Origin of the sequence: Geobacillus sp. Manikaran-105, from assembly GCF_002809955.1 — a bacterium.
Taxonomy (GTDB): Bacteria; Bacillota; Bacilli; order Bacillales; family Anoxybacillaceae; genus Geobacillus; species Geobacillus thermophilus.
This window is the reverse complement of the sequence record NZ_PIJG01000014.1, coordinates 1-22647: the sequence shown is the minus strand read 5'-3', so window position 1 is coordinate 22647 and position 22647 is coordinate 1. Positions and strand designations below refer to the sequence as shown.

Annotated in this window: 26 protein-coding genes and 1 rRNA gene; 1 reads left to right on the top strand and 26 read right to left on the bottom strand. The window is 52.3% G+C overall.

Features of this window, described 5'->3' with window-relative positions; genetic code table 11:
- Positions 1 to 57: 57 nt before the first annotated feature.
- From fin to metG, 17 genes are all read right to left on the bottom strand, one after another.
- A complete protein-coding gene (gene fin / locus CV945_RS06165; protein WP_033008984.1) occupies positions 58 to 288 on the bottom strand; it encodes an anti-sigma-F factor Fin in 231 nt (76 codons plus the stop codon).
- Between the two features lie 102 nt (positions 289 to 390).
- A complete protein-coding gene (gene pth / locus CV945_RS06160; protein ID WP_100659372.1) occupies positions 391 to 951 on the bottom strand; it encodes an aminoacyl-tRNA hydrolase in 561 nt (186 codons plus the stop codon).
- 60 nt (positions 952 to 1011) lie between these two features.
- Positions 1012 to 1644: a 50S ribosomal protein L25/general stress protein Ctc gene (locus CV945_RS06155; RefSeq protein ID WP_033008987.1), complete on the bottom strand. Its 633-nt coding sequence runs from the start codon at positions 1642 to 1644 to the stop codon at positions 1012 to 1014.
- Positions 1645 to 1718: 74 nt separating this feature from the next.
- Entirely contained in the window at positions 1719 to 2666 is a 948-nt protein-coding gene (locus tag CV945_RS06150; RefSeq protein WP_044746529.1) for a ribose-phosphate diphosphokinase, read from the bottom strand.
- 12 nt (positions 2667 to 2678) lie between these two features.
- Positions 2679 to 4055, bottom strand: coding sequence for a bifunctional UDP-N-acetylglucosamine diphosphorylase/glucosamine-1-phosphate N-acetyltransferase GlmU (glmU, locus tag CV945_RS06145; protein WP_033008990.1), 1377 nt, complete (start codon positions 4053 to 4055; stop codon positions 2679 to 2681).
- A gap of 469 nt (positions 4056 to 4524) precedes the next feature.
- Positions 4525 to 4815 (bottom strand): septation regulator SpoVG, encoded by a 291-nt coding sequence (spoVG, locus tag CV945_RS06140; protein ID WP_003247437.1) that lies wholly within the window; start codon positions 4813 to 4815, stop codon positions 4525 to 4527.
- 127 nt (positions 4816 to 4942) lie between these two features.
- Positions 4943 to 5317, bottom strand: coding sequence for a RidA family protein (locus CV945_RS06135; RefSeq protein ID WP_033008991.1), 375 nt, complete (start codon positions 5315 to 5317; stop codon positions 4943 to 4945).
- Between the two features lie 47 nt (positions 5318 to 5364).
- Positions 5365 to 6186: a pur operon repressor gene (gene purR, locus CV945_RS06130; RefSeq protein WP_033008992.1), complete on the bottom strand. Its 822-nt coding sequence runs from the start codon at positions 6184 to 6186 to the stop codon at positions 5365 to 5367.
- A 55-nt stretch (positions 6187 to 6241) separates the two neighbouring features.
- A complete protein-coding gene (gene ispE / locus CV945_RS06125; RefSeq protein WP_033008994.1) occupies positions 6242 to 7114 on the bottom strand; it encodes a 4-(cytidine 5'-diphospho)-2-C-methyl-D-erythritol kinase in 873 nt (290 codons plus the stop codon).
- A gap of 224 nt (positions 7115 to 7338) precedes the next feature.
- The gene (locus CV945_RS06120; protein ID WP_011886605.1) at positions 7339 to 7518 is read right to left on the bottom strand and encodes a small, acid-soluble spore protein, alpha/beta type; all 180 of its coding nucleotides are present in this window, start codon (positions 7516 to 7518) and stop codon (positions 7339 to 7341) included.
- Between the two features lie 193 nt (positions 7519 to 7711).
- Complete coding sequence (veg, locus tag CV945_RS06115) at positions 7712 to 7969, bottom strand: biofilm formation stimulator Veg (RefSeq protein WP_033008996.1); 258 nt, start codon at positions 7967 to 7969, stop codon at positions 7712 to 7714.
- A 182-nt stretch (positions 7970 to 8151) separates the two neighbouring features.
- Positions 8152 to 9048 (bottom strand): sporulation peptidase YabG, encoded by an 897-nt coding sequence (gene yabG / locus CV945_RS06110; protein ID WP_033008997.1) that lies wholly within the window; start codon positions 9046 to 9048, stop codon positions 8152 to 8154.
- 92 nt (positions 9049 to 9140) lie between these two features.
- The gene (gene rsmA, locus CV945_RS06105; RefSeq protein ID WP_033008999.1) at positions 9141 to 10022 is read right to left on the bottom strand and encodes a 16S rRNA (adenine(1518)-N(6)/adenine(1519)-N(6))-dimethyltransferase RsmA; all 882 of its coding nucleotides are present in this window, start codon (positions 10020 to 10022) and stop codon (positions 9141 to 9143) included.
- On the bottom strand, positions 10015 to 10578 hold the full coding sequence (gene rnmV, locus CV945_RS06100; protein ID WP_033009000.1) for a ribonuclease M5: 564 nt from the start codon (positions 10576 to 10578) through the stop codon (positions 10015 to 10017). Before rnmV ends, rsmA begins: the two co-directional genes overlap by 8 nt.
- A gap of 258 nt (positions 10579 to 10836) precedes the next feature.
- The gene (locus tag CV945_RS06095) at positions 10837 to 12042 is read right to left on the bottom strand and encodes a G5 and 3D domain-containing protein (RefSeq protein WP_033009002.1); all 1206 of its coding nucleotides are present in this window, start codon (positions 12040 to 12042) and stop codon (positions 10837 to 10839) included.
- 197 nt (positions 12043 to 12239) lie between these two features.
- Positions 12240 to 13010 (bottom strand): TatD family hydrolase, encoded by a 771-nt coding sequence (locus CV945_RS06090; RefSeq protein WP_033009004.1) that lies wholly within the window; start codon positions 13008 to 13010, stop codon positions 12240 to 12242.
- Positions 13011 to 13143: 133 nt separating this feature from the next.
- Positions 13144 to 15093: a methionine--tRNA ligase gene (gene metG / locus CV945_RS06085; RefSeq protein WP_100659371.1), complete on the bottom strand. Its 1950-nt coding sequence runs from the start codon at positions 15091 to 15093 to the stop codon at positions 13144 to 13146.
- A gap of 394 nt (positions 15094 to 15487) precedes the next feature.
- Between metG and CV945_RS06080 the strand changes: the two genes are divergently transcribed.
- A complete protein-coding gene (locus tag CV945_RS06080) occupies positions 15488 to 15781 on the top strand; it encodes a transition state genes transcriptional regulator AbrB (protein ID WP_033009007.1) in 294 nt (97 codons plus the stop codon).
- A gap of 19 nt (positions 15782 to 15800) precedes the next feature.
- Here the strand turns inward: CV945_RS06080 and rsmI are convergent, their stop codons facing one another.
- The 9 genes from rsmI to rrf all read right to left on the bottom strand — a co-directional run.
- Positions 15801 to 16709 carry a 16S rRNA (cytidine(1402)-2'-O)-methyltransferase gene (gene rsmI / locus CV945_RS06075; RefSeq protein ID WP_100659370.1) on the bottom strand — a complete coding sequence of 303 codons (909 nt, stop codon included), beginning with the start codon at positions 16707 to 16709 and terminating at the stop codon, positions 15801 to 15803.
- Positions 16710 to 16724: 15 nt separating this feature from the next.
- Positions 16725 to 17474 carry a tRNA1(Val) (adenine(37)-N6)-methyltransferase gene (locus CV945_RS06070; RefSeq protein WP_044746533.1) on the bottom strand — a complete coding sequence of 250 codons (750 nt, stop codon included), beginning with the start codon at positions 17472 to 17474 and terminating at the stop codon, positions 16725 to 16727.
- A gap of 62 nt (positions 17475 to 17536) precedes the next feature.
- Complete coding sequence (yabA, locus tag CV945_RS06065) at positions 17537 to 17899, bottom strand: DNA replication initiation control protein YabA (protein ID WP_033009009.1); 363 nt, start codon at positions 17897 to 17899, stop codon at positions 17537 to 17539.
- Between the two features lie 16 nt (positions 17900 to 17915).
- Positions 17916 to 18743, bottom strand: a complete 828-nt coding sequence (locus tag CV945_RS06060; protein ID WP_033009010.1) for a PSP1 domain-containing protein — start codon at positions 18741 to 18743, stop codon at positions 17916 to 17918.
- Between the two features lie 13 nt (positions 18744 to 18756).
- Positions 18757 to 19749 (bottom strand): DNA polymerase III subunit delta', encoded by a 993-nt coding sequence (gene holB / locus CV945_RS06055; protein WP_100659369.1) that lies wholly within the window; start codon positions 19747 to 19749, stop codon positions 18757 to 18759.
- Positions 19750 to 19786: 37 nt separating this feature from the next.
- On the bottom strand, positions 19787 to 20461 hold the full coding sequence (gene tmk, locus CV945_RS06050) for a dTMP kinase (RefSeq protein WP_033009015.1): 675 nt from the start codon (positions 20459 to 20461) through the stop codon (positions 19787 to 19789).
- A gap of 20 nt (positions 20462 to 20481) precedes the next feature.
- Entirely contained in the window at positions 20482 to 21921 is a 1440-nt protein-coding gene (locus CV945_RS06045) for an aminotransferase class I/II-fold pyridoxal phosphate-dependent enzyme (protein ID WP_044746532.1), read from the bottom strand.
- A 318-nt stretch (positions 21922 to 22239) separates the two neighbouring features.
- Entirely contained in the window at positions 22240 to 22530 is a 291-nt protein-coding gene (locus CV945_RS06040; protein WP_080729565.1) for a sigma factor G inhibitor Gin, read from the bottom strand.
- Positions 22531 to 22564: 34 nt separating this feature from the next.
- Positions 22565 to 22647, bottom strand: a 5S ribosomal RNA gene (gene rrf / locus CV945_RS06035); the annotation flags it as partial.

Sequence of the window (22647 nt, the reverse complement as noted above, 5' to 3'; positions counted from 1 at the left end):
TTTCTCTTTCCGCGTTCAGCCAAAACATAAAAATGCTTTGGTCGCCCAAAGCTGCGCCTAATGGATAAATTTTTCGTATTGATGCCACTCCGGATTTCGCGCCAACGCTTCTTGACAGTCTTCGCAAATGGTTTTGACGTGAATATCCCCGTTCGGCTCGTACGAAATCATATCAAGCCGTTCCTCTTCCGTTAAATGGTGGAATCCGAGCTTTTCGCTATAGACGGATACCTGGTCAATAGTTCCGACTTTGGCGCCGCAATGGCGGCAATAGTAATGCAATGCCATCGAAGCAAACCTCCTCACTGGGCTGTTCCGTCCGCAGGGCGGATGGAGCCGGCGCCCCATGCCTTCCGTACTCACATTGTGCACCAGTTTGGAGGAAAATATTCACTTGTTAAACTCGTTCATCACCTGGGTAAACGGCGCCGCCACCGCCTGTTCGCACGCATCGGCAGCCCGCAAAACCGCTTCAGCGACCGCCGGCTTCTCCTCCTCCGTAAAACGGCTGAGCACATAATCCGCCACCGGCTGCCCGCCGGCCGGCCGGCCGATGCCGATGCGAATGCGCTTAAACTGCTCGGTGCCGAGGTGATGGATAAGCGATTTGACACCGTTGTGACCGCCGGAGCTCCCTTTCAAGCGAAGGCGGATTTTTCCTGGCGGAAGATCGAGGTCATCGTAAATGACAATGACATCTTCAATGGCGATGCCATAGTAATCGATGAGCGGGCGAACACATTCCCCTGATAAATTCATATATGTCAACGGTTTGCATAATGCCACTTTTTCGCCGAAAACGGACGCCGTTCCGAACAGGCCGCGGAACTTGCCGGTTTTCAACGAAACGTCCCAACGTTTGGCCAGCTCATCAATGACGAAAAAACCGATGTTGTGCCGCGTTTGCTCGTATTCCTTGCCCGGATTTCCAAGCCCGACAAACAGCTTCAATCGTTGCACCCCTCTCTATGCATGATACTACAAAAGACGTAACCGAAACGGTTACGTCTGTCACTTTTCTGGCGTCGTCTCTCTTCCTTCCTCGGCATCAGGCTGCCCCGGCTCTTGCTGCTCGCCGCTATGGATTTCCTCTTCCTGCTGCGGCGGCAAGATCGTCGCAATCACTTCGGAAGGTTCATGGTTAATTTCAAATTTTCCATCTGTCTGCACATCGCCAACCGTGACGGTATCGCCGACTTGCAAACCGGAGATGTCCACTTCAATCGCTGGCGGAATGTTCGCCGGCAAGACGCGGATCGACAACTCATGCAAGTTTTGCTGCAACACGCCGCCGTCTTTTACCCCCGGCGCTTCGCCCACCAATCGGACTTCTACGTCAATATCGACTTCTGTCGACATGTCGACCGCTTGAAAATCAGCGTGAAGGAGCTCGCCGCGCAGCGGATCGCGCTGCAGCTCGCGCAAGAGCACCGAATAGTCGTCGCCGCCGACTTTCAACGTTATCAAGCTCGTGCGCCCACCTTCACGAAGCGCCTTCTCCAGTTCAGCAGCGCTGACAAAAATCATTTTGTTTTCGACTTTTTTGCCGTACAAAATCGCTGGAATGCCCCCTTGCGAACGAATACGGCGCAATGTCGAATGTTTTTTGTCTGTGCGTTCTTTCGCTTCCAACACAATCGCCATGTTTCCTCACCTTCCTGAATTAGAATCTATTGTCTACTTTATCCTAAAACAAGAAGGGCTAAACATGCTTTATGTCAGTCGAACAGGACGCTGACAGACTTCATTTCATACACGCGCGTAATCGCTTCAGCAATGAGCGGCGCCACCGACAGCTCTACAATTTTATCAATTTTCTTTTCTTCTGGCAAGGCAATCGAATTGGTGACGACAAGCTCTTTAATTTTAGACCCTTGAATGCGCTCGATCGCCGGGCCGGACAGCACCGGATGTGTACAGCACGCGTACACTTCCTTCGCCCCATGTTCAACAAGAGCGTTCGCCGCGAGCGTAATCGTGCCGGCCGTGTCGATAATGTCGTCAATCAAAATGGCCGTTTTCCCGCTCACTTGCCCAATAATGTTCATCACTTCCACCGCGTTCGGGCGCGGCCGGCGTTTGTCGATGATCGCCAATGGCGCTTTCAGACGGTCGGCGAGTTTGCGCGCCCGCGTTACGCCGCCGTGATCCGGGGACACAACGACAATGTCATCCAACTGTTTGCTTTTAAAATAATCAGCCAAAATCGGCACGCCCATTAGATGATCGATCGGGATATCAAAAAACCCTTGGATTTGCGGGGCATGCAAATCAAGCGTAATGACGCGCGACGCCCCGGCCGTCTCAAGCAAGTTCGCCACCAGCTTGGCCGTGATCGGCTCGCGCGCCCGCGCTTTCCGGTCTTGGCGGGCATAGCCGTAATACGGGATGACGATATTGATCGTGCGCGCGGACGCCCGCTTTAACGCATCGATCATAATGAGCAGCTCCATTAAATGCTCATTGACCGGGACGCTCGTCGATTGAATGACAAATACATGGTCGCCGCGGATGCTTTCCTCAATGTTAATTTGGATCTCCCCGTCGCTAAAGCGGGAAACGGAACATTTGCCAAGCTCGATCCCCATGACTTCCGCAATTTCTTTCGCTAGCCTCATGTTCGAGTTAAGGGCGAACAACTTTAGTTGGTGCTGGCATTCAGACATGATAAACCTCCATTAAGATTTTTTCTTGCCTGGCAGGCGATCAACATAATGTTCTTTATTGACTTGCCGGGCGCGGGCGATGGCGAGGGCGCGGCCGGGAACGTCGTCGGTGATCGTCGATCCGGCGGCAACGTAAGCGCCCCGGCCGACCGTAACCGGGGCAATCAAGTTGACGTTGCAGCCGATAAACGCCCCGTCTTCAATTTTGGTCATATACTTATGCACGCCATCATAGTTGACGGTAATCGACCCGCAACCAAGGTTGACATCGGCGCCGACTTGCGCGTCGCCGATATAGCTTAAATGCGAGGCTTTGCTTCCTTTGCCGAACGTCGATTTTTTCACCTCGACAAAATTGCCGATCCGCACCTCGTCATCAATTTTCGACAGCGGGCGGATATGGGCGAACGGGCCGATCGTGACATCGTTGCCGATCTCGCTGTCATGGGCGACCGAATGGCGGATGGACGTGCGGTGGCCGATATGACAGTTTTTAATTTCCGCATGCGGTCCAATCGTGCAATCCTCGCCGATCACTGTTTCGCCTTCGATGACTGTGCCGGGATAAATGACCGTATCGCGGCCAATCGTCGCGTCGGCGGAAATATACGTGCAGCCCGGGTCGATGATCGTAACCCCGTTTTCCATATGCCGGCGGCAAATGCGCTCGCGCATGATCCGCTCCGCCTCGGCAAGGGCGATGCGGTCATTGACCCCGATCGTTTCCTCAAATGACGGCGCCTGATAAGCGGATACTGTGCCGCCGCCCGCTTTGATAATTTCAATCACGTCGGTTAAATAATATTCCCCTTGGGCGTTGTTGTTTGTCACGTTTGTAAGCGCTTGAAACAATGTTTGGTTGTCAAAGCAATACGTTCCAGTGTTAATCTCGCGAATAGCCCGTTCCTCTTCATTCGCATCTTTATGTTCAACAATTTTTTCAACGCCGCCGGCACTGTTGCGGACGATGCGGCCATATCCAGCCGGGTCGTCAGCGATGGCTGTCAATACCGTCGCCTTCGCTTTGGCGGCCAAATGGTGCTCGACGAGCGCCTTCATCGTCTCAGCTGTGATGAGCGGCGTGTCTCCGCAGACGACGATCGTCACCCCTTCGAGGCCTTGCAAATATGGGGCTGCCTGCATCACCGCATGCGCCGTCCCAAGCTGTTCCTCTTGCAATGCGTACTCGCATTGGGCGCCAAGCTGCTCTTTCACCTGCTCCGCCCCAAATCCAACGACCGTGACGGTTTTTTCCACCCCAAGTTTGGATACTTGGTCCATGACGTGCTGAACCATTGGCTTGCCGCAAACGGGATGAAGCACCTTATACTGCTTCGACTTCATCCGCGTTCCTTGTCCGGCCGCCAAAACGACCGCATATCGCTTCATGTGAAAAGCCTCCAATTATCCTTTTAATCATAGTCCCAAGAGAAGATCCCCCCCGCTTCAAGCGCGTGAAAGACGAAGCCCCACGACCAGCGGGGGAATGCCGGTGGCATCAGCCAAAACACATAATCAAATCAATGTATATCATGTTCTTTGTAAACTAGATATAGCGGGTTGCATGGAGAACATTCAATGCGAAAACAAGCAAAGCCTTCCATGCGTACCATATTCAAAGGCGCGAAAAAACCCCAAATCGTCGAACCAGGGTTGGGACGACCCGAAGTGACGCTCAGGGAGACGAAAGAATGGCTTTCGTCATGGAACTGAGAAGCTCCCACTTCAAGCAAAGCGAAGTGGGAGTAGTTCGCCCATAATTGAATATATATGAATCAACAGCACTTTTCAAGGAAACAATGCGGCTGGCAAAAAATAAGGAGCTTGGTGAATTTCACCTAAGCCCCCTTTCATATGTTTACGAAGCGCCCGCTTCTTCAAGTTCTTCTTCCAGCTTCCCGAGGCGGTGGTACTCAGCTAAGATCGCCTCTTGAATTTTTCCGCGCGTAGCGGAGTTGATCGGATGCGCGATATCGCGGAACTCCCCGTCCGGTGTACGCTTGCTTGGCATCGCGACAAACAAGCCGTTATTCCCGTCAATGACGCGGATGTCATGGACAACGAACTCATTGTCCAACGTAATGGAGGCGATCGCTTTCATCCGTCCTTCGGTGTTGACGCGGCGTAATCTTACGTCTGTCACTTCCATTATGTTCACCACCTTTTCCCCTATATAAGACTCGATGTAATTAATTCCACGCCTTTCGGCAATTTCCTTCCTTTTTCAAAAAATTTTTTCTAAATTTCAGCAAGGGAAAAGATGGATGCGCCCCTCTTTATCGCACGAGGGCAACGACTTCGATTTCAACTAGGGCGTCTTTCGGCAGCCGAGCCACCTCAACGCATGAGCGCGCTGGTTTATGGTTCGGGAAATATTGACTGTACACTTCGTTCATGGCCGCAAAATCATCCATGCTTTTTAAAAAAACGGTTGTTTTCACGACTGTGTCGAGTGAGGCGCCGGCGGCTTCCAGCACCGCTTTCAAATTTTGAAACACTTGATGCGTCTGCGCCTGAATGTCGCCTTTTACCATTTCCCCCTCTGGAGTGAGCGGAATTTGCCCAGAGCTGTAAACCATATTGTTGACGATGATCGCTTGCGAATACGGGCCGATCGCTTGCGGCGCATTGGTCGTTTCCACTTTTTTCATTGAAAGAAATCCCCTTTCTAAAGTTTTATAATCAGGCAGCAGGCTGCCTAAAAAAACGCTTTGTAATTGCCTTCCTTGACGGCGATCCGCTTTTCTTTCACGTCCACCGCCGACAGTTTGACGAGCGAGATGTACTCGTCGACAAGCCGCTCTTTTGCTTCCTCAGACTCAACGAGCACACCGATGCCGGAGACGTTGCCGTTAAACTCTTGCAATAAGCTGACCATACCGTTGATCGTGCCGCCCGCTTTCATGAAGTCATCGACAATCAGCACGTTGGCTCCCTCCGCCAGGCTGCGCTTCGACAAAACCATTGTTTGGATGCGTTTGGACGAGCCGGATACGTAGTTGATGCTCACCATCGGCCCTTCCGTCACTTTATTGTCATGGCGGACAATCACAACCGGCACATACAAAAAATTGGCGATCGCATATGCGAGCGGAATTCCATTGGTGGCAATGGTCATGACGACATCCACCGGACGGTCGGCAAACATCGACGCATAAAGGCGGCCGATTTTGTTCATAATACGGGGGTCGCCAAGAATGTCGGTCATATACAAATATCCGCCGGGAAGAAGCCGGTCCGGGCGCGACAATTGCTCGCACAAATAGGCGATCACTTCCTCCGCCTCCCCGGCAGCCATTTTCGGAATGTATTGCACGCCGCCGGCCGCGCCGGGCAGCGTCCGAACCGTCCCGATTCCTTGCTGCTCAAACGTTTGTTTAATAATCGTCAAGTCTTCGCTGATCGATGATTTGGCCGATTCGTACCGATCGGCAAAAAACGTCAGCGGAATGAGCTGATGTGGCCGTTCGAGAAGATAATGCGTCATATCGACTAAACGGCCGCTTCGCCTAAGCTTCATAGCCGACCTCCTAAAACCGAATATTATAAATTTATTTTAACAAAAATGTACGTGTTTAATCAAGCGAATGCCGCTCCCCCAACAGCCTGACCGCAAACACTTGATCGCAAAAGCCCCGCAGTCCGTTATACACCCGCTGCATTCTCGAATCATGCTCGATCAGCCCAAACACTGTCGGCCCGCTTCCGCTCATCAGCACCGCATCAGCTCCGAACCGTTTCATTTGCTCTTTAATATGCGCAACTTCCGGATATTTTTTTAAGGTCACTTCCTCCAACACGTTGCCGACCAACCGGCAAATGCCCTCATAATCTTGCCGTTCGATCGCTTTCACCATTGCATCGACATCCGGATGGCAGACATGCTCAAGCTGCAAATTTCGGTACACATCGGCCGTCGACACGCCAATTGGGGGCTTGGCCAACACCACCCAGCATGGCGGCGGCGACGGGATGGGGGTGATGATTTCGCCGCGCCCGGTCGCCACAGCTGTTCCGCCGTAGACGCAAAACGCAACATCCGAGCCGATTTGCGCACCAAGCTCAGCCAATTCCCGGACGGTCAATCCGAGCTGCCAAAGCTTGTTGAGCCCGCGCAACGTTGCGGCCGCGTCGCTGCTTCCCCCTGCCAGGCCGGCCGCCACCGGAATATGCTTCGTAATCGAAATGGCCACCCCTTGGCGGATCGAAAACGTCTCCTTCATCAGTTTCGCCGCCTGGTACGCCAAATTGCGGCAATCATCCGGCACAAAGCGGTTTTGCGACACAATGCGGATCACATCCTCCTCAGGCAGCGGAATAAGCTCAATGCGGTCCGCCAAATCGATCGTCGTCATCACCATTTTCACTTCATGGTAGCCATCGGGGCGTTTATAAAGAACATCAAGTGATAAATTAATTTTTGCCGGCGCTTTGATCGACAGCCTCACTCATCTTCACCTACTTCCACGCACATTGATGATAAACGGCTTCTGGCCAGCCGCCTATCCGCCCGTTGTTTCCTATTTTCAGCGTTTTCCCGCGTGACATTCGCGCTTTTTTCATCAACCCATTTTACCATATTACCATGTCCTGGTGCCGTCGCCAAACGATATATGTAAAAAGGGCGCCCCTGCTAGGGCACCCTTGCCGCAGCGCGCCATCGCCGCCGGCGCTATTCCGTTTTTCCGGCCAGCTGCCGTTCCGCCCGTTCAATCGCCAATCTTACCATGTTTCCTGCGTCTTTCGCGCGGATGGCTCCCCACCCTTCACGCTGCACGACATCGTAAAAGCCCAGCTCTTTTGCCAGCTCTTCTTTTAAGCGTTGCGACATAACCCCGCGGCGTCGACCCAATGTCAGCAACCCCTTTCCATGTTCGTTGGCGTTAAGGCGCGAAACGTTGTGCAACCCGCCGGCGCAACAGCCGGCTGACTCGCCTGGTCATGGGGCAGATGAAAGGCGGCTGCGGCAGTTTTAGTATGAAGTGAGGAAGGCGGCTTTATGTCCGCCTATTTATGACAAAACAAAAAGCAGCAAACAAATTTGTCTACTGCCCCCCTGCTTGCTCATCGTCCCAAAACGTCAGCTTTACGGTCTCTGTCAACACGTCGGCGTAGCTGAACGATACACGTTCAAACGAGTTTTCTTTTTGATCCAGTTCAATGACAAATACCGATGGGTAAGTCTCCGCCAAAATGCCGCAACGCTCGATCATTTTTCTGCGTCCGCCGTTGGCCCGCAGCGTTAAACGTCTCCCGATATTAGAGTCCAGCGCTTTTTTAATATCGGATAAAGTTTTTGGCATTCGTCATCCACCTCACTATTTGCAATTATAACAAAGATTGTCTTCAAAGTCAAAAAAATAAAAATTATATCAGCGTGTTTTTATTGCTGTCAATGAATATTTTTCTACAATATCCTTCTTTTTATGTACCTTGTGGAACTTTTTTGTAAAAAATATGGCGAAAGACATAAAAAAACCGCCCGTCAATTGCGGCGGTTTTCCCCCCGTTCGTCGATCAGGCGAAACGGCATCCCGGTGCGGAGCACACCTTTCGTCTCGACTCCACCCAGCCCTTTTTCCCCGGTCAGCGTGTTGCGAAGCACATCCCACACATCGACCGTTTCCGTAAACGGGGTAAAACTGAGACGAGAAACGATATAAACCGGATCTAAGGCGTGAATGTTGACCCGCGCCGGCGAACTGGCAAAATTCGCCCCCGCGCGGATGAGCGATTCAAAATGCGATTGGCAGGCGCCGGCGAAAATGATGAGCTGATCGAGATGCGGCACTTTTTTGCGCGCTTCTTTCACTGTTTGAACAAAATGGCGTGAATGGCGGTACGCTTTCAAATCATGAAGCTTCCCTTTTGACTTTGAATACGAGTCATGACCGGTAATGACTAAAATATCCGGACGAAACTGCTCAATCAAGGAGCCGACTTTTTCCGGCATCTCGCTTTCCTCACAGTAAACGCCGTGCACCGGCACCCCAATCCGTTCATACAAATCCATGCATTTGCGCAAATATAACGGGTCGCCGTCCAAATGAAGGACGCGTCCCGGAATTTGAAAAAAATCTTTCTCCACCCGGTACCCGCCGGTTGCCCGATACTCGACTTTTTGCTTGATCATCTGATAATCTTGGCGAAACAGCCGGTATGACTGTTCAATCAGTTCGATTTCCCGCCTTTTTCGTTCTTGTTGCTCCCGCTCATCGATAATGACCAAGTCGCTGCACGGGGCGTCGGCCACAAGCCGCACGTCCTCGCCATATAAAATGGCTTCCCATTCCCCGTCCTTTTCTTTAAGGTCAATGACGCGGAACAATACGTCGCATTGGTAAGACTTGCGGGCGACAATATCGCCGATTTTGACGTCCATCACCGCTCACTCCATTGCATAATCGTTGTCATCCATACGATATGCAGACGCGGACAATAGGTGATAGACGCCTGTTTTCAGCTGCTGCGGCCTCAACGGCGAAAAAGCGGCGCCAATGCGTTGCTTAACGAGGCAAACTCGGTTATATGAAGCGTTTCCCCGCGGCGGCGCGGATCGATGCCCACCGCAGCAAGCGCCTGTTCGATTTGTTCTTTGTTCTCTTTTCCGCCTGGCAAGCTGCTCACTAAATTATTGAGCAGCGTTTTGCGGCGCTGAGCAAAGCTCGCCCGCACCACTTGGAAAAACACGTCCTCATCCTCAACAGCGACAGGCGGATGGGCCCGTTTCGTCAGCCGGATGACGGCGGAATCGACGTTTGGCTGCGGCATAAACACGGTGCGCGGCACCGCCATCACGACTTCCGCCTCTGTGTAATACTGCACAGCAATCGTCAGCGAGCCGTAATCTTTCGTTCCCGGCCTGGCAGCGAGGCGGTCGGCCACCTCTTTTTGCAGCATGACGACGATGCCGCGGATTGGGAGCCGGTCGGTAAGCAGCTTCATAATGATCGGTGTGGTCACATAATACGGCAAGTTAGCGACCACCATCCGGTCGTTCACATCGGCCAGCTCTTCCGCAATGACCGCATGCAAATCCGCCTTCAACACATCTTGGTGAATAATGCGCACATTGTCGTAGGGGGACAATGTATCCGCCAAAATCGGCAGCAGCCGGCCATCGATTTCAAAGGCGACGACCTTTTTTGCCCGCCGTGCGAGCTGTTCGGTCAACGCCCCGATGCCGGGTCCGATTTCAATCGCCCCCGTATCGCTGGAGACGCCGGCAGCATCAACAATTTTCCGCAAAATGTTCGCGTCAATCAAAAAGTTTTGTCCGAGGCTTTTTTTAAACGAAAAACCATACCGCTCCAAAATTTCTTTCGTCCGCCCCGGTGTTGCAATGTCTTTATGCATCGCCCGCCTCCTCCCGCATCACTTGCGCCAGCGCGGCGTAAAAGGCGTCTCGGGAAATGCGGAACACTTTCAGCCGCTTATGAAACTGTCGGCCGTTGGCATAACCGATTTTCAGCTCCTCCCCGAGCCGCTGCCGGCGCCGGCGCGCCATCTCCCCGCCAACCAGTCCGGCTTCAATCAATTCTGCAAACGTAATTTCTTCTTCCCAATCGGCTGTCTCTTCATACACGTTCGCAAGCGCCTGGCGAATGTCGTCGGGGGAAGCGTGCTCGACCCCAATGCCCTTCCCGCTTCTCGCTTTCGCGGCTTCGCGCGGCAAAAAGGCGTGTTTGCATCCCGGCACTTGCTCGGCAATCGTGCGGCGGATTTTCTCGCCGGGGAAGTCGGGATCGGTGAAGATGATCACCCCGCGCCGCTCTTTCGCCAGCTTGATCCGTTCGATGACTTCCGCCCCCACCGCCGCCCCGTTTGTTTCGATCGTATCGGCATCAACGGCGCGCCGGATCGCCGCTGTATCATCTTTCCCTTCCACGACAATCACTTCTTTAATCTTCATCCCATCATTGCAGAAACAGCGGAATGAGCGATTTTTCCTATTTCTGCAATGCCTCCTTTCCGGTAAAATAAAGGGTAGAGCGAACCGCCGCCGCTCCATGCCCCTATTTTATTTTTTCAACTTTGTTGAAACTTTTTTCTGCATCAGAAGTCTAATTAGACAGATGGAGCAATACGCGCATTGTTGCGGCCCAATGCCATTATAGCGAAAAAAAGCAGAGGGGAAAAACCCCTCCGCTTGCATTCTCCAATCGCCTTTCTATGGCAGCACCCGTATTTTGACACGCTTTCTGCCCCAACGAAACGCATCCGACCGTTCCGGGAAAAACACGTCGATTTTATATCCGCGAATGCTTGAGCCGGTGTCAGCGGCAATGGCATATCCGTATCCTTCCACATACACCTTCGACCCGAGGGGGATGATGGACGGGTCGACGGCAATCACTTTGACGGAAGGATTTTGGCGCAAATTGATGCCTGTGCTCGTTATGCCTGAGCAACCCGCACAATAGGCGGTATAGGCGGTGGCGGTGACGTAAAACTCCTTCGCGGCTTGATCGGCGCCGCGCGAGGACGGCCGGCCGGATGATGCAACCGGGTGCACCGTTTTAGTGCCAATGGCGACAATGCGCGGTTTGCTCTCTTTTATCGTTCTTGTCGCCAGCAATTTGCGCGCCACTTCTTTGCCGTTTTCCAATGTCACTTCATACGTTTTTTCGATTTTTCCCTTTTCCCCGGGTGCAATGACGCGCCGCTCTCCTTTTGGCAGCGAATCGTCCCGCTTCGTCACCACGGCAAAGTCGACGGGCTCTTCCACTACATCGGTGACTTTTTTAATCCGAACGATGTAAACCGTCATCCCAGCTTTGACTGTTTCTTGCAAGGAAGGTTCAATTCGGTCCCATTGGCCCAACGAGATCCCTTGCTGTTTCAAAAAGTCAGCGACCGTAGTCGAAGTGGTCCATGCCTGTTGCTGTTTGCCGCCGACATTTAGGCGAACCGGAAACGCCCTTTCAATGCCGATGTTCATGCCTTTTTGAACTTTGGCGGAAAGCGACGGCGCCACTTTGTCATGCGGCCCGACTGCCACGTGTTGCGAACGGAGCAATTCCCCGACCGTATCGGCCGTCGTCCACACTTTTTTCTTTTTTCCATTGATCGTCAATGTCACTTCTTTGCTTGCTTCCCAAATGATGTGAAGATCGTCGGTGATCGGTGTATTTAGAGACGGATAGACGTAATCTTCCTTGCGAGGCTGAATGCCTTGTTCCTCAAGCAGTTCCTCCACATCCTTCGCATAAGTGCGGATTTCCTGCTTTTTTCCGTTGATCGTGAGCGTTACATCATCTTTGGCCATCTCGTAGCCGGCCACCCCTGTGGTTGCCGAGATGGCGAGAAATCCGCTCGCCGTAACGGTCGCATTTTTCCTCCATAAGTCCAGCCACTTTCTCCTGTTTGGCAACATCGGAAACGCCTCCTTTTCCTCTGAAATCCCCTCTCCCTCTAACATGTACGCGCGAGCATACTCTATTATGCAGAAAATTCAGTGAAAAAGGAAGGGAGACTTGTCGACACGCGGTTGGTTCATATCGGCTGAATTTGTAGAATTTTATCGTCTTCGCCGCACCTTCGACAAGCCTCCCCGCTATTCGACGCCTAATTTTAGCGGTCGATGGCGAACAATTTTTTGGCATTTTCCGCCGTTGTTTCCGCTACTTCGGCAAAAGAAACGTTTTTAATTTCCGCGATGGCCTCGGCAACGTATTTGACATAGCTCGGCTCATTTCGTTTTCCACGGAAAGGGTGAGGCGTTAAGTACGGGCAATCCGTCTCGATTAACAAATGGCGGAGCGGAATTTCTTTCGCCACTTCTTTCGGCTTTTTCGCATTTTTAAACGTGACCGGGCCGCCAAGGGAAATGAAAAAGTTCATGTCAATGCATTGTTTGGCCACCTCAACGCTGCCGCTGAAACAATGCATAATCCCACCGACTTCAGCAGCGTTTTCCTCTTGCAAAATTTTTAAAATATCGGCTGTTGCCTCACGGTTATGGATGATGATCGGCAGCTTCACTTTTTTCGCCAGCGCGATTTGCCGGCGGAAAACGTCTTGCTGCACGTCTTTCGGCGATTTGTCCCAATGGTAATCGAGTCCCATCTCGCCGAGGGCCACCACTTTCGGATGGGCGGCGAGCTGTTCAATCATCTCCAAGTCGTCATCGGTCATATCAATCGCATCGACCGGATGCCAGCCGACCGCTGCATAAATAAACGGATATCGCTCAGCGAGCTCGATCGCCCGGTCAATCGTCGGCCGGTCAAACCCGACAACCACGATGTGCGAAACTCCTTCAGCGCGGGCGCGCTCGATCACTTGCTCCAAGTCTTCCTCATATTGGACGGCGTTCAAATGAGCATGAGTGTCAAAAAGCATACGAAGTCCCTCTTTTCCACCTTGATGTTAAGTGTAGCATAGAAATTGGTTACGTATGTCACAACTCAGTAACATTTCCATTACAAAATAGCAACAAGGAGGTGTCAACGACGACACCCCCTCATCCGTTGCATTATTTGATTTTTGTGCCGTTTGGCACGTGCTGGTCGACGGTTGCCAACGAAAAGCCGTCGCCGCTGCCGCCGGCCAAAATCATTCCTTCCGACCATTCGCCGCGCAGCTTGGCCGGTTTTAAGTTGGCGACGCAAATGACCTTTTTGCCGACAAGTTCCTCCGGCTTGTAAAACTCGGCGATGCCGGAAATCACTTGCCGCTTCTCGCCGCCGAGATCAAGCTGGAGCTTCAGCAGCTTGTCGGCGTTTTTCATTCGCTCGGCGTGCACGACTTCGGCGACGCGCAAGTCGACTTTCGCAAAGTCGTCGATGGAGATTTCCTCCGCCCGAGCCGCTTGTTTTTCCTCTTTGGCCGCTTCCGCCGGTTTGCCGCCTTGCATATGCGCCTTAATGTACTCGACTTCAACGCCGATATCCAAGCGTGGGAAGAGCGGCTCCCCTTTCTGCACGTTCGTCCCTTCCGGAATAAGGCCGAAATCGTACAGGCTGTCCCACTCTTTCAATGAACGGTCGCTGATGCCGAGCTGGGTGAAGATGCGCTCCGGCGTGCGCGTCAAAAACGGCTGCAGCAACACCGCCGTATGGCGGAGCGATTCGGCTAGATGGGCCATGACAGAGGCAAGTTCCTCCCGTTTGCTTTCCTCTTTCGCCAACACCCATGGCTGCGTTTCGTCGATATATTTGTTCGTTCGGCCAATCAGCTGCCAAACGGCGGAGAGGGCAACGGAAAACTCCATCCGCTCCATTGCCTCTTCATATTGACGGACAACCTCGCGCGCCGTTTCGGAAAGATCTCGGTCAAACGGCGTTTTCGGGCCGCGGTACGGCGGAATCGCGCCGCCAAAATATTTCTCAATCATCGCGACGGTCCGGTGCAACAAATTGCCTAAATCGTTGGCCAAATCGTAATTGATGCGCTCGATAAACCCTTCCGGCGTAAACACCCCGTCAGAGCCAAACGGCACTTCCCGCAGCAAATAGTAGCGGAGTGCATCAAGCCCGTACCGGTCAATGATCATCACCGGATCCACGACATTGCCTTTCGATTTCGACATTTTCCCATCTTTCATCAGCAGCCAGCCATGTCCGAACACTTTTTTCGGCAGCGGCAGGCCGAGCGCCATCAGCATGATCGGCCAGTAAATCGTATGGAAGCGGACGATCTCCTTGCCGACGAGATGGACATCCGCCGGCCAATATTTGTGAAACTTTTCATCGTTGTCCGTACCGTAGCCGAGCGCTGTGATGTAGTTGGCCAGCGCATCGATCCAGACGTAAATGACGTGCTTCGGGTCACCCGGCACTTTAATGCCCCAGTCAAACGTCGTCCGCGATACAGCCAAGTCCTCGAGCCCCGGCTTGATGAAGTTGTTGATCATCTCGTTTTTCCGCGATTCCGGCTGGATGAAATCTGGATTTTCTTCGTAATATTGCAGCAGGCGGTCGACGTATTTGCTCATCCGGAAAAAGTACGACTCTTCTTTCACTTTTTCAACAGGCCGGCCGCAGTCTGGGCAGTTGCCGTCAACAAGCTGCCGTTCGGTGTAAAACGATTCGCACGGCGTGCAGTACCAGCCTTCATACTCGCCTAAATAAATATCGCCTTGTTCGACAAGACGGGCGAAAATCTTTTCGACAATTTTTTTATGCCGCTCCTGTGTCGTCCGGATAAAATCGTCGTATGAAATGTCCAGTTTTCTCCACAACTCTTGGATGCCGGCAACAATGTCGTCGACATATTGCTGCGGCGTGACCCCTTTTTCTTGCGCCTTGCGCTGAATTTTTTGCCCATGTTCGTCCGTTCCGGTCAAATACATGACATCATAGCCGCGCAGCCGCTTATAGCGAGCCATCGCATCCCCCGCCACGGTCGTATAAGCATGGCCAATGTGCAATTTGTCGCTTGGGTAATAAATCGGCGTCGTCAAATAAAACGTCTTTTTCTCCATCGGTTAGGCCCTCCCTCGTACTGTTGCGCACAAAAGCCCCCGTCCTGAGGACGAGAGCGGCGTTACTTCTATTTTACATAATTTTTTCATTGTACAAAAACATCTATTTCTCCTTGACGAAAAAAATATACGCAAATGGGCAAAAATACCTCCTTATTTTGGGCAATCGCCGCGAATTTATTATAGAGGGATAGAGTTTTGGCAAATAAAATGGTTCATGTTCCTTTATACCCAACCACAAACTTTTTTCCACAATAACAATATACATTTTTTTTAAATTTTACATATTAAAGGATTGACGCATAATGGAAACACTGATATGATTAGGGTGTAGGAAATTTGTCGAATATTGACGAATAAACGACAAAAATCATTGCGGAGAGGAGAGCAGACGATGAAATCGACGGGGATCGTACGTAAAGTCGATGAGTTGGGCCGTGTCGTCATCCCGATTGAGTTGCGCCGTACACTGGACATTAACGAAAAGGATGCATTGGAAATTTACGTCGATGACGATCGCATCATTTTGAAAAAATATAAGCCGAATATGACATGCGTCGTCACGGGGGAAGTATCGGACGACAACTTTAAATTAGCGGGCGGCAAAATCATTTTAAGCCGCGAAGGCGCGGAAATTTTGCTGCAGGAAATCCGCCAGCATTTGCAAGAAGCGGCGGACAACGAGTAAAAAAAGAGTTTCTCTGGTTTCAGAGAAACTCTTTTTTTTCTTGCTGCTGATGGTACTGTTGATAGACGTCGCGTTTGGACATATGCCGATCAGCCGCTGCCTGCTTTGCGGCTTCTTTTACGGAAAGGCCCTGCTCTTGAACATAATAGTCGACATGTTCGACAATCGACAGCGGCTGCCACCATGCCCCCTCCTCTTGCATGGCTTCATGTCCACCGCCGCGCGCCCCTTCGACAATGAGGCAAAATTCGCCGCGGATGTCCGCCGTCTCGGCCCAAGCAACCGCCTCGCTCAAATCGCCGCGGATGAATTCCTCAAACCGTTTCGTCAGCTCACGGCAAAGAGCAATGCGCCGTTCACCGAACACGTCGTACATGACAGCAAGCGTTTCTTTCAAGCGATGGGGCGCCTCATAAAAAATCAACGTTTCCCGCGCTGTTTTCAACGACAGCAGTTGCTCTCGTTTTTCTTTTTTCGACCGGTCCAAAAAACCGACGAACAAAAAACGCTCCGTTGGCAGCCCGGAGGCGACGAGCGCCGTCACTGCCGCGTTGGCTCCGGGAAGCGGCACGACGCGGCACCGTTCATCCAGTGCAGCAGCAACAAGATCATAGCCAGGGTCGGAAATGCCGGGCATGCCGGCGTCGCTCACCAGCGCCACCGTTTTCCCTTCTTTCAGCCATTCGACAAGCTGCCGGCCGCTCGCATATTTATTGTGTTCATGGTAGCTGACTAGCGGCGTATGAATGTCGAAATGCGACAACAGCTTTTTCGTCTGCCTTGTGTCTTCCGCAGCGATCACGTCCGCCTCCCGCAGGATCCGCACAGCCCGAAACGTCATATCGTCCAAATTGCCGATCGGCGTCGGCACGATGTACAGCGTTCCTTGTTTATCCCGGTCAGCAAAGCTTTTTTGGTGCCAAAGCATCCGTCTCCCGCCCCTTTACGATGAAATGATGCCGTATAGAATGCGCTTCGTTTCTTCGGTATATTCATCATCCTCACCATACACGATGAGCGGGGGCAACACTTTTAAGTCCGGGTTCGCATCTTTCATCCCCTCGATTAAAATCATGTTCGCTTCTTTGCCCGCTTTTGGATATACAAACCGAAGCCGTTTCGGCTCAAGCCGGTATCGGCGCATAAACGTCACAAGGTCGGACAGCCGTCCAGGCCGATGGACGAACGCCGCCTTTCCGCCTTGTTTCAGCAGCTGGCTGCTGACACGAACGACATCCTCCAGCGTGCAGTAAATTTCATGGCGGGCGATGGCAAAATGTTCATTTTTGCTTAGCTCCTCTCGGCCAACAGTCGGAAAATACGGAGGGTTGCATGTGACAACATCATACTGGCTGTAGCCGATGCGCTGCGGCGCCTCTTTAATGTCACCGTGTATGATTTCAATTTGTCCTTCAAGTCCGTTGTATGCGACGCTCCGCCTCGCCATGTCGCAAAGCCGCTCCTGAATTTCGATGCCGATAATCTTCCCCTTTGTCCGCCGGCTTAACAGCAGCGGGATGACCCCATTGCCTGTGCATAAATCGACAATCTTCCCCTTTTGAATCGGCATGTAGGCAAAATGGGCAAGCAGCACGGCATCAAGGGAAAAGGAAAACACAGACGGACTTTGGATAATGCGAAGCTCCTCATTGAGCAAATAATCGAGTCGTTCATCTGCGTACAATTCCACCATTTTGCGCACAATCCTCCATAGAAAAAAATAACCTTTCCGAAATGGAAAGGGGAGCACTGCCTTTATTTTTTGTTCAAAAACGACAAGCAAAACAAACAATCGCCTTCCGTGCGAACGCTTCCGTAGTGGACGTGGCAAATATGGAATCCTTCTTGGTAAAGGCGTGCCAAATTGTCATACCCTTCGCCAATGTCAAGCAGCTTTTTGCCCTGTTTCGTTTCTTTTTTCTTCTCCTCATCCCATGCTTCCGACATCTGCTCGAGCCGCCGGCGCAAATGGGCGTTTTCAATCTGCAGCTGATGGTTCTCCTCGAGAAGTTCTGATACGCGTTGCTTCAGCTGCACAAGCTCACGGTAAAAATGGCTCAGCTGCTCCTCCATATTGGCCACCAATTGAAACACTTCTTTTTTGTCTACCTTTTCCACATGGCCCCACCCCAAATTAATCTGCGACACGAATGGACAGCGTCCCGTTCTTCATCAGCTCATCGAGCGTATATTCAACGACCCGCCCGTGCTCCGGCAATTCGATCTGCAACACCCGCTCCAAAATGTTTAACCCGACGACTTTGCCAAAGCCATACGGCGTTTCGACATATTCCCCTAAATCAGGAAGTTGTTCTTTCGCTGTTTCGTACTCCTCGCTCTCATATTTTAAGCAGCACATGAGACGTCCGCACAACCCGGAAATTTTCGTCGGGTTGAGCGATAAGTTTTGATCCTTCGCCATCTTGATCGACACCGGCTCAAAATCGCCAAGAAAGGTCGAACAGCAAAGCATGCGGCCGCACGGTCCAATGCCGCCAAGCATTTTCGCCTCATCGCGCACCCCGATTTGCCGCAGCTCGATGCGCGTCCGGAAAATCGAGGCCAAGTCTTTGACAAGCTCACGGAAATCGACGCGGCCATCGGCGGTGAAATAAAAGATGACTTTGTTGCGGTCAAACGTATATTCAACATCAACAAGCTTCATTTCCAGCCCGTGCTCTTCCACTTTGCGCAAACAAATGTCGTACGCCTCGCGCGCCGCTTTTTTATTTTCTTCAACGACCCATTTGTCTTTTTCGTTCGCGACGCGGATCACTTTTTTCAGCGGCAGCACCACATCGTTTTCATCGACTTGTTTATTGGCGACGACGACTTTTCCGTATTCAATGCCGCGCGCCGTTTCGACGATGACAAATTCGCCGACGGGAATGATGAAATCACCTGGATCAAAATAATAAATTTTCCCCGCTTTTTTAAAGCGGACACCGACGACAGTATACAACGCTCTCCCTCCTTTACCGCTTTAATTGAAGAACGAGCTGCTCCATCAACAGCGCCTGGCTCATGTTCGTTGTATTTAAACGCGCTTTCGCTTGCAAGATCGCTTCCATGCTGTCCAAAATCCGCCGCTGCGGGCAAGAAAGCGCCCACTGCTGCAGGCGGTCAAGATGGTCGCGATAGAGGGCGCCCTCGCTCCGTCCCACCTGAATATGCAATAAATCGCGGTATATATATAAAAGCAAATCGAGGCCAAGGTCAAGCTGGTGTTTTTCCGAAAAGTGCGGAACCACACGATCGTGGATGAAAAACAGCAACTGCAGCTCCGGTTTGCCGAGCATCTCATACAATTGTAGCACTAACGTTCGCGCATCAGCAAACCAACGGTCTTGACTGATCGCCAACGCCTCATCGTAGCTGTTCGTCACGTGGGCCGCCAGCAACGCCAACGAAGGCGGCACGCGCTCCTCCATGAGCCGGGCCGCGAGTTCCGCCGGCGGCAGCGGTCGGAAAGAAAGAACTTGACAGCGGGAAATAATCGTTCCTAACATTCGGTGATATTGCTCGGTCAACAGCACGGCCACCGTTCCCGGATGCGGCTCCTCCAGAAACTTCAGCAGGCTGTTGGCTGCGCTGGCTGTCATTTGATCGGCGTGCTCGACGATATACATCTTCTTATCCGACTCAACGGCTGTTTTTGTAAACTCTTGTTGCAGCCATTCGATTTGCTCTTTCTTGATCGACCCTCCATCCGGGCTGATCACCCGAACGTCCGGATGGTTGCCGGAATCGATGCGCCGGCAGTTGCGGCATTCCAAACACGGGGCGATTCCTGACGGGGACAAGCAAAACAAGCTTTTTGCCAACAACAAGCTAGCGGCTTTTTTTTCCGTCCCCCTCTGCCCTTCAAACAAGTACGCATGGGAAATCCGCCCTTTTTCAAGGCCGCTTTGCAGCATTTTCGCCGCCACCGGCTGATGCTTGGCCAGCTGCTCCCATCGCATCGCCATCACTCTCTCTCATTTCTTACCTTCTATTCTATCATGTTTATGGCAAATCATCACGGCCGGATTCATGGAAATCGCGCTTTGATCTTCCTTCCAGGCAGGCGAGCACTGCCGCGGCCGTCTCGTCAAACACGACATCGAGCGGCCGGCTCGCATCGATCACCACGATTCGGTCGGCAAACCGCTTGGCGAGCTTCCAGTACCCCTCCCTGACTTTCGTATGGAAAGACAACGCCTCGAGGTCGAGCCGGTTGACCTCCCGCCCCGTATGTTTCCGAATCCGTTCGAGCCCGATTTTTGGGTCAAGATCGAAATAAATGGTGAGCGATGGCATATATCCATCAATGGCAAACTCGTTAATTTTCCATACCTCCTCAATGCCAAGCCCACGGGCAAACCCTTGGTAAGCCAACGAACTGTCCACAAACCGGTCGCAAAGAACAATGCGCCCCGCCTCAAGCGCCGGCACGATCTTCTCGAGCAAGTGTTGGCGCCGGGCCGCCGCGTACAGCAATGCTTCCGTCCGTCCATCCATTTCCGTATAATCGCGATTCAAAATAATGGCGCGAATCGCCTCGGCGATGCGCACCCCGCCCGGCTCCCTCGTCGCCATCACGTCAAATCCACGCTTGCGCAACAACGATTCGAGCTTGCCGACCATCGTCGTTTTTCCAGCCCCCTCCGGCCCTTCAAACGAAAAAAAATACCCGTTCATCGTTCACGGCATCCTTTCTCTCATTCGAGTTCATAGACGACCAGCTGCCCGTGCCTAAGCCGGCTCCCTCCTTGTATATGCGCCCGATGGCCGAGAAGACGGCGAATCTGCTCAATATGGCGCCCGTCAATCCGCTCCCCAACCCAAACGAGCGGCACCCCGGGTGGATACGGAATAACCGTTTCCGCCGCTATGCACCCTTCCGCCTCCTCGATCGCGACGGCTTTTGTCCGCACATGGCGCAACTCATCGTATGGAACCACCGTCGACATCGGAGGATGTACGCAAGGGATGAAGTCAAACGGCGGCGTTTCCTCAACCGGCAGATCGCGCCACGCCCATTTGATTTTCTCCGCCGCCTCCATCAACCGTCCAGTGGCAGCAAGCGGGCAAATGAGCAAAACATTGGAAGGATCAGCCAGTTCGGCAAACACTCCTTCTTCCTCAAGACGCCGCTGCAGTTCATAGCCCGTCAGCGAGCTGCGCGTCTGCACCGTCACCTTCAGCGGATCGGTTTGAACACCGGGCTGACGGGAGGAAACGACCGCCACCCCGCTAATACGATCAAGCGCTGTCTTAAATCCGTCAATTTCAGCGACAATCGCCGCGACATCGTCCGCCGTCAGCTGAGCGACGTAGCGCCGCGCCAAATCGAGCGAGGCCATAATCGGGTAAGACGGGCTGCTTGACTGAAACAACTGCAAAAAATATTTCAACCGTTCAAGATCAACCCGCTCGCTGTTTACATGCAAAAACGCTCCCATCGTCATCGCCGGCAGCGTTTTATGCGCCGACTGGATAACGACATCGGCGCCGCAGGCAAGCGCTGACTGAGGAAACGGCGGGCCAGCCGCAAAATGGGCGCCATGCGCTTCATCAACTAGAACGGGAACGCCGCGTTCATGGGCAAAGCGGACGATGTCCGTTACATCAATGGACATCCCGTAATAGTTTGGATTGGTCAACACAACAGCCGCCGCATCGCGATGAAGCTCAAGCGCTTCCTTGACAGCTTCGGCACGAACATGCGAGGCGACGCGTACATCGCTGTCAAATTCGGGGGAAAGGAGAACCGGAGCCGCCCCCGCGATTTGCAGCGCATGCATCACTGACTTATGGCAGTTGCGCTGTACGATGACTTTCTGTTTATTTTTATCGCATACAGCGGCAATCATCGCCAAATTGCCCGCTGTTGACCCGTTGACAAGGAAAAATGTCTTAGCAGCCCCATACAGTTCAGCCGCCAATGACTGCGCCTCAGCGATAACCGATTCCGGATGATGCAAATCGTCAAGCCCCCCGATCTCCGTCGCATCAAGAGCCAGCAACGGCGCAAAAAATTCCGTTGCCTGCGGCGGAAACAACGCCCCATACTTATGCCCCGGCACATGGAAAGACACGGGGCGGCGGGCCCAATGCCGTGCCAATGCATCATATAAAGGAGTTTTCGCTTGATCCATCATGATCCTCTTTCCTAATCATCATTTACGAAGTGCAACGGCCGCATGCACCAAAAGTACACAGACACCCGATATGTATGAAGGCTGATGATTGGTTGAACCATCGGCCCCAAACGTGCTTTTTCCAAGATGAGAAACCTTTTCAAAACAGCTCTTCCCTTGCAGCCCAAAACACGGGTCGGCCGAAATCATTGTGTTTCGCCAGCCTGATGGGAAATGCTAAAAATAATATTAACATGAACCAGCCGGAAAGAAAATGAACAGACAGCGGCCGCCATTTTTCCCGAAGAAAAATAAAAACAGGCCCTGTACAGGCCTTCATGAGTAAATTTTCGACGCAACCATTTTCCGAAGCTTCTGCACATAAAATGCGTAATTTGGGTCATCCGTATTCGTTTGTACAATCGCTTGGTTGCAGTCAATACAAAGAAAATGGCCAAAAAGGAAAATGCCCTTCTCTTTTTCTTGCTCACAAACGAGACAAACTTTTTCACGTCGATTTTTCCCAATCACCGGCGCCCCCACGCTCTCCACCTCCCATTCTCTATGTTTCCCACACTGATAACATTCTATACTAGTAGACGATAAAGGGTAAAAAAAGCACCCCATTGCGCGTCATGCACAATAGGGTGCTCTGTTTTCCGCCTAGCAGCGACCTACTCTTGCAGGGGCGCTGGCCCCAACTACCATCGGCGCTGGAGGGCTTAACTTCCGTGTTCGGGATGG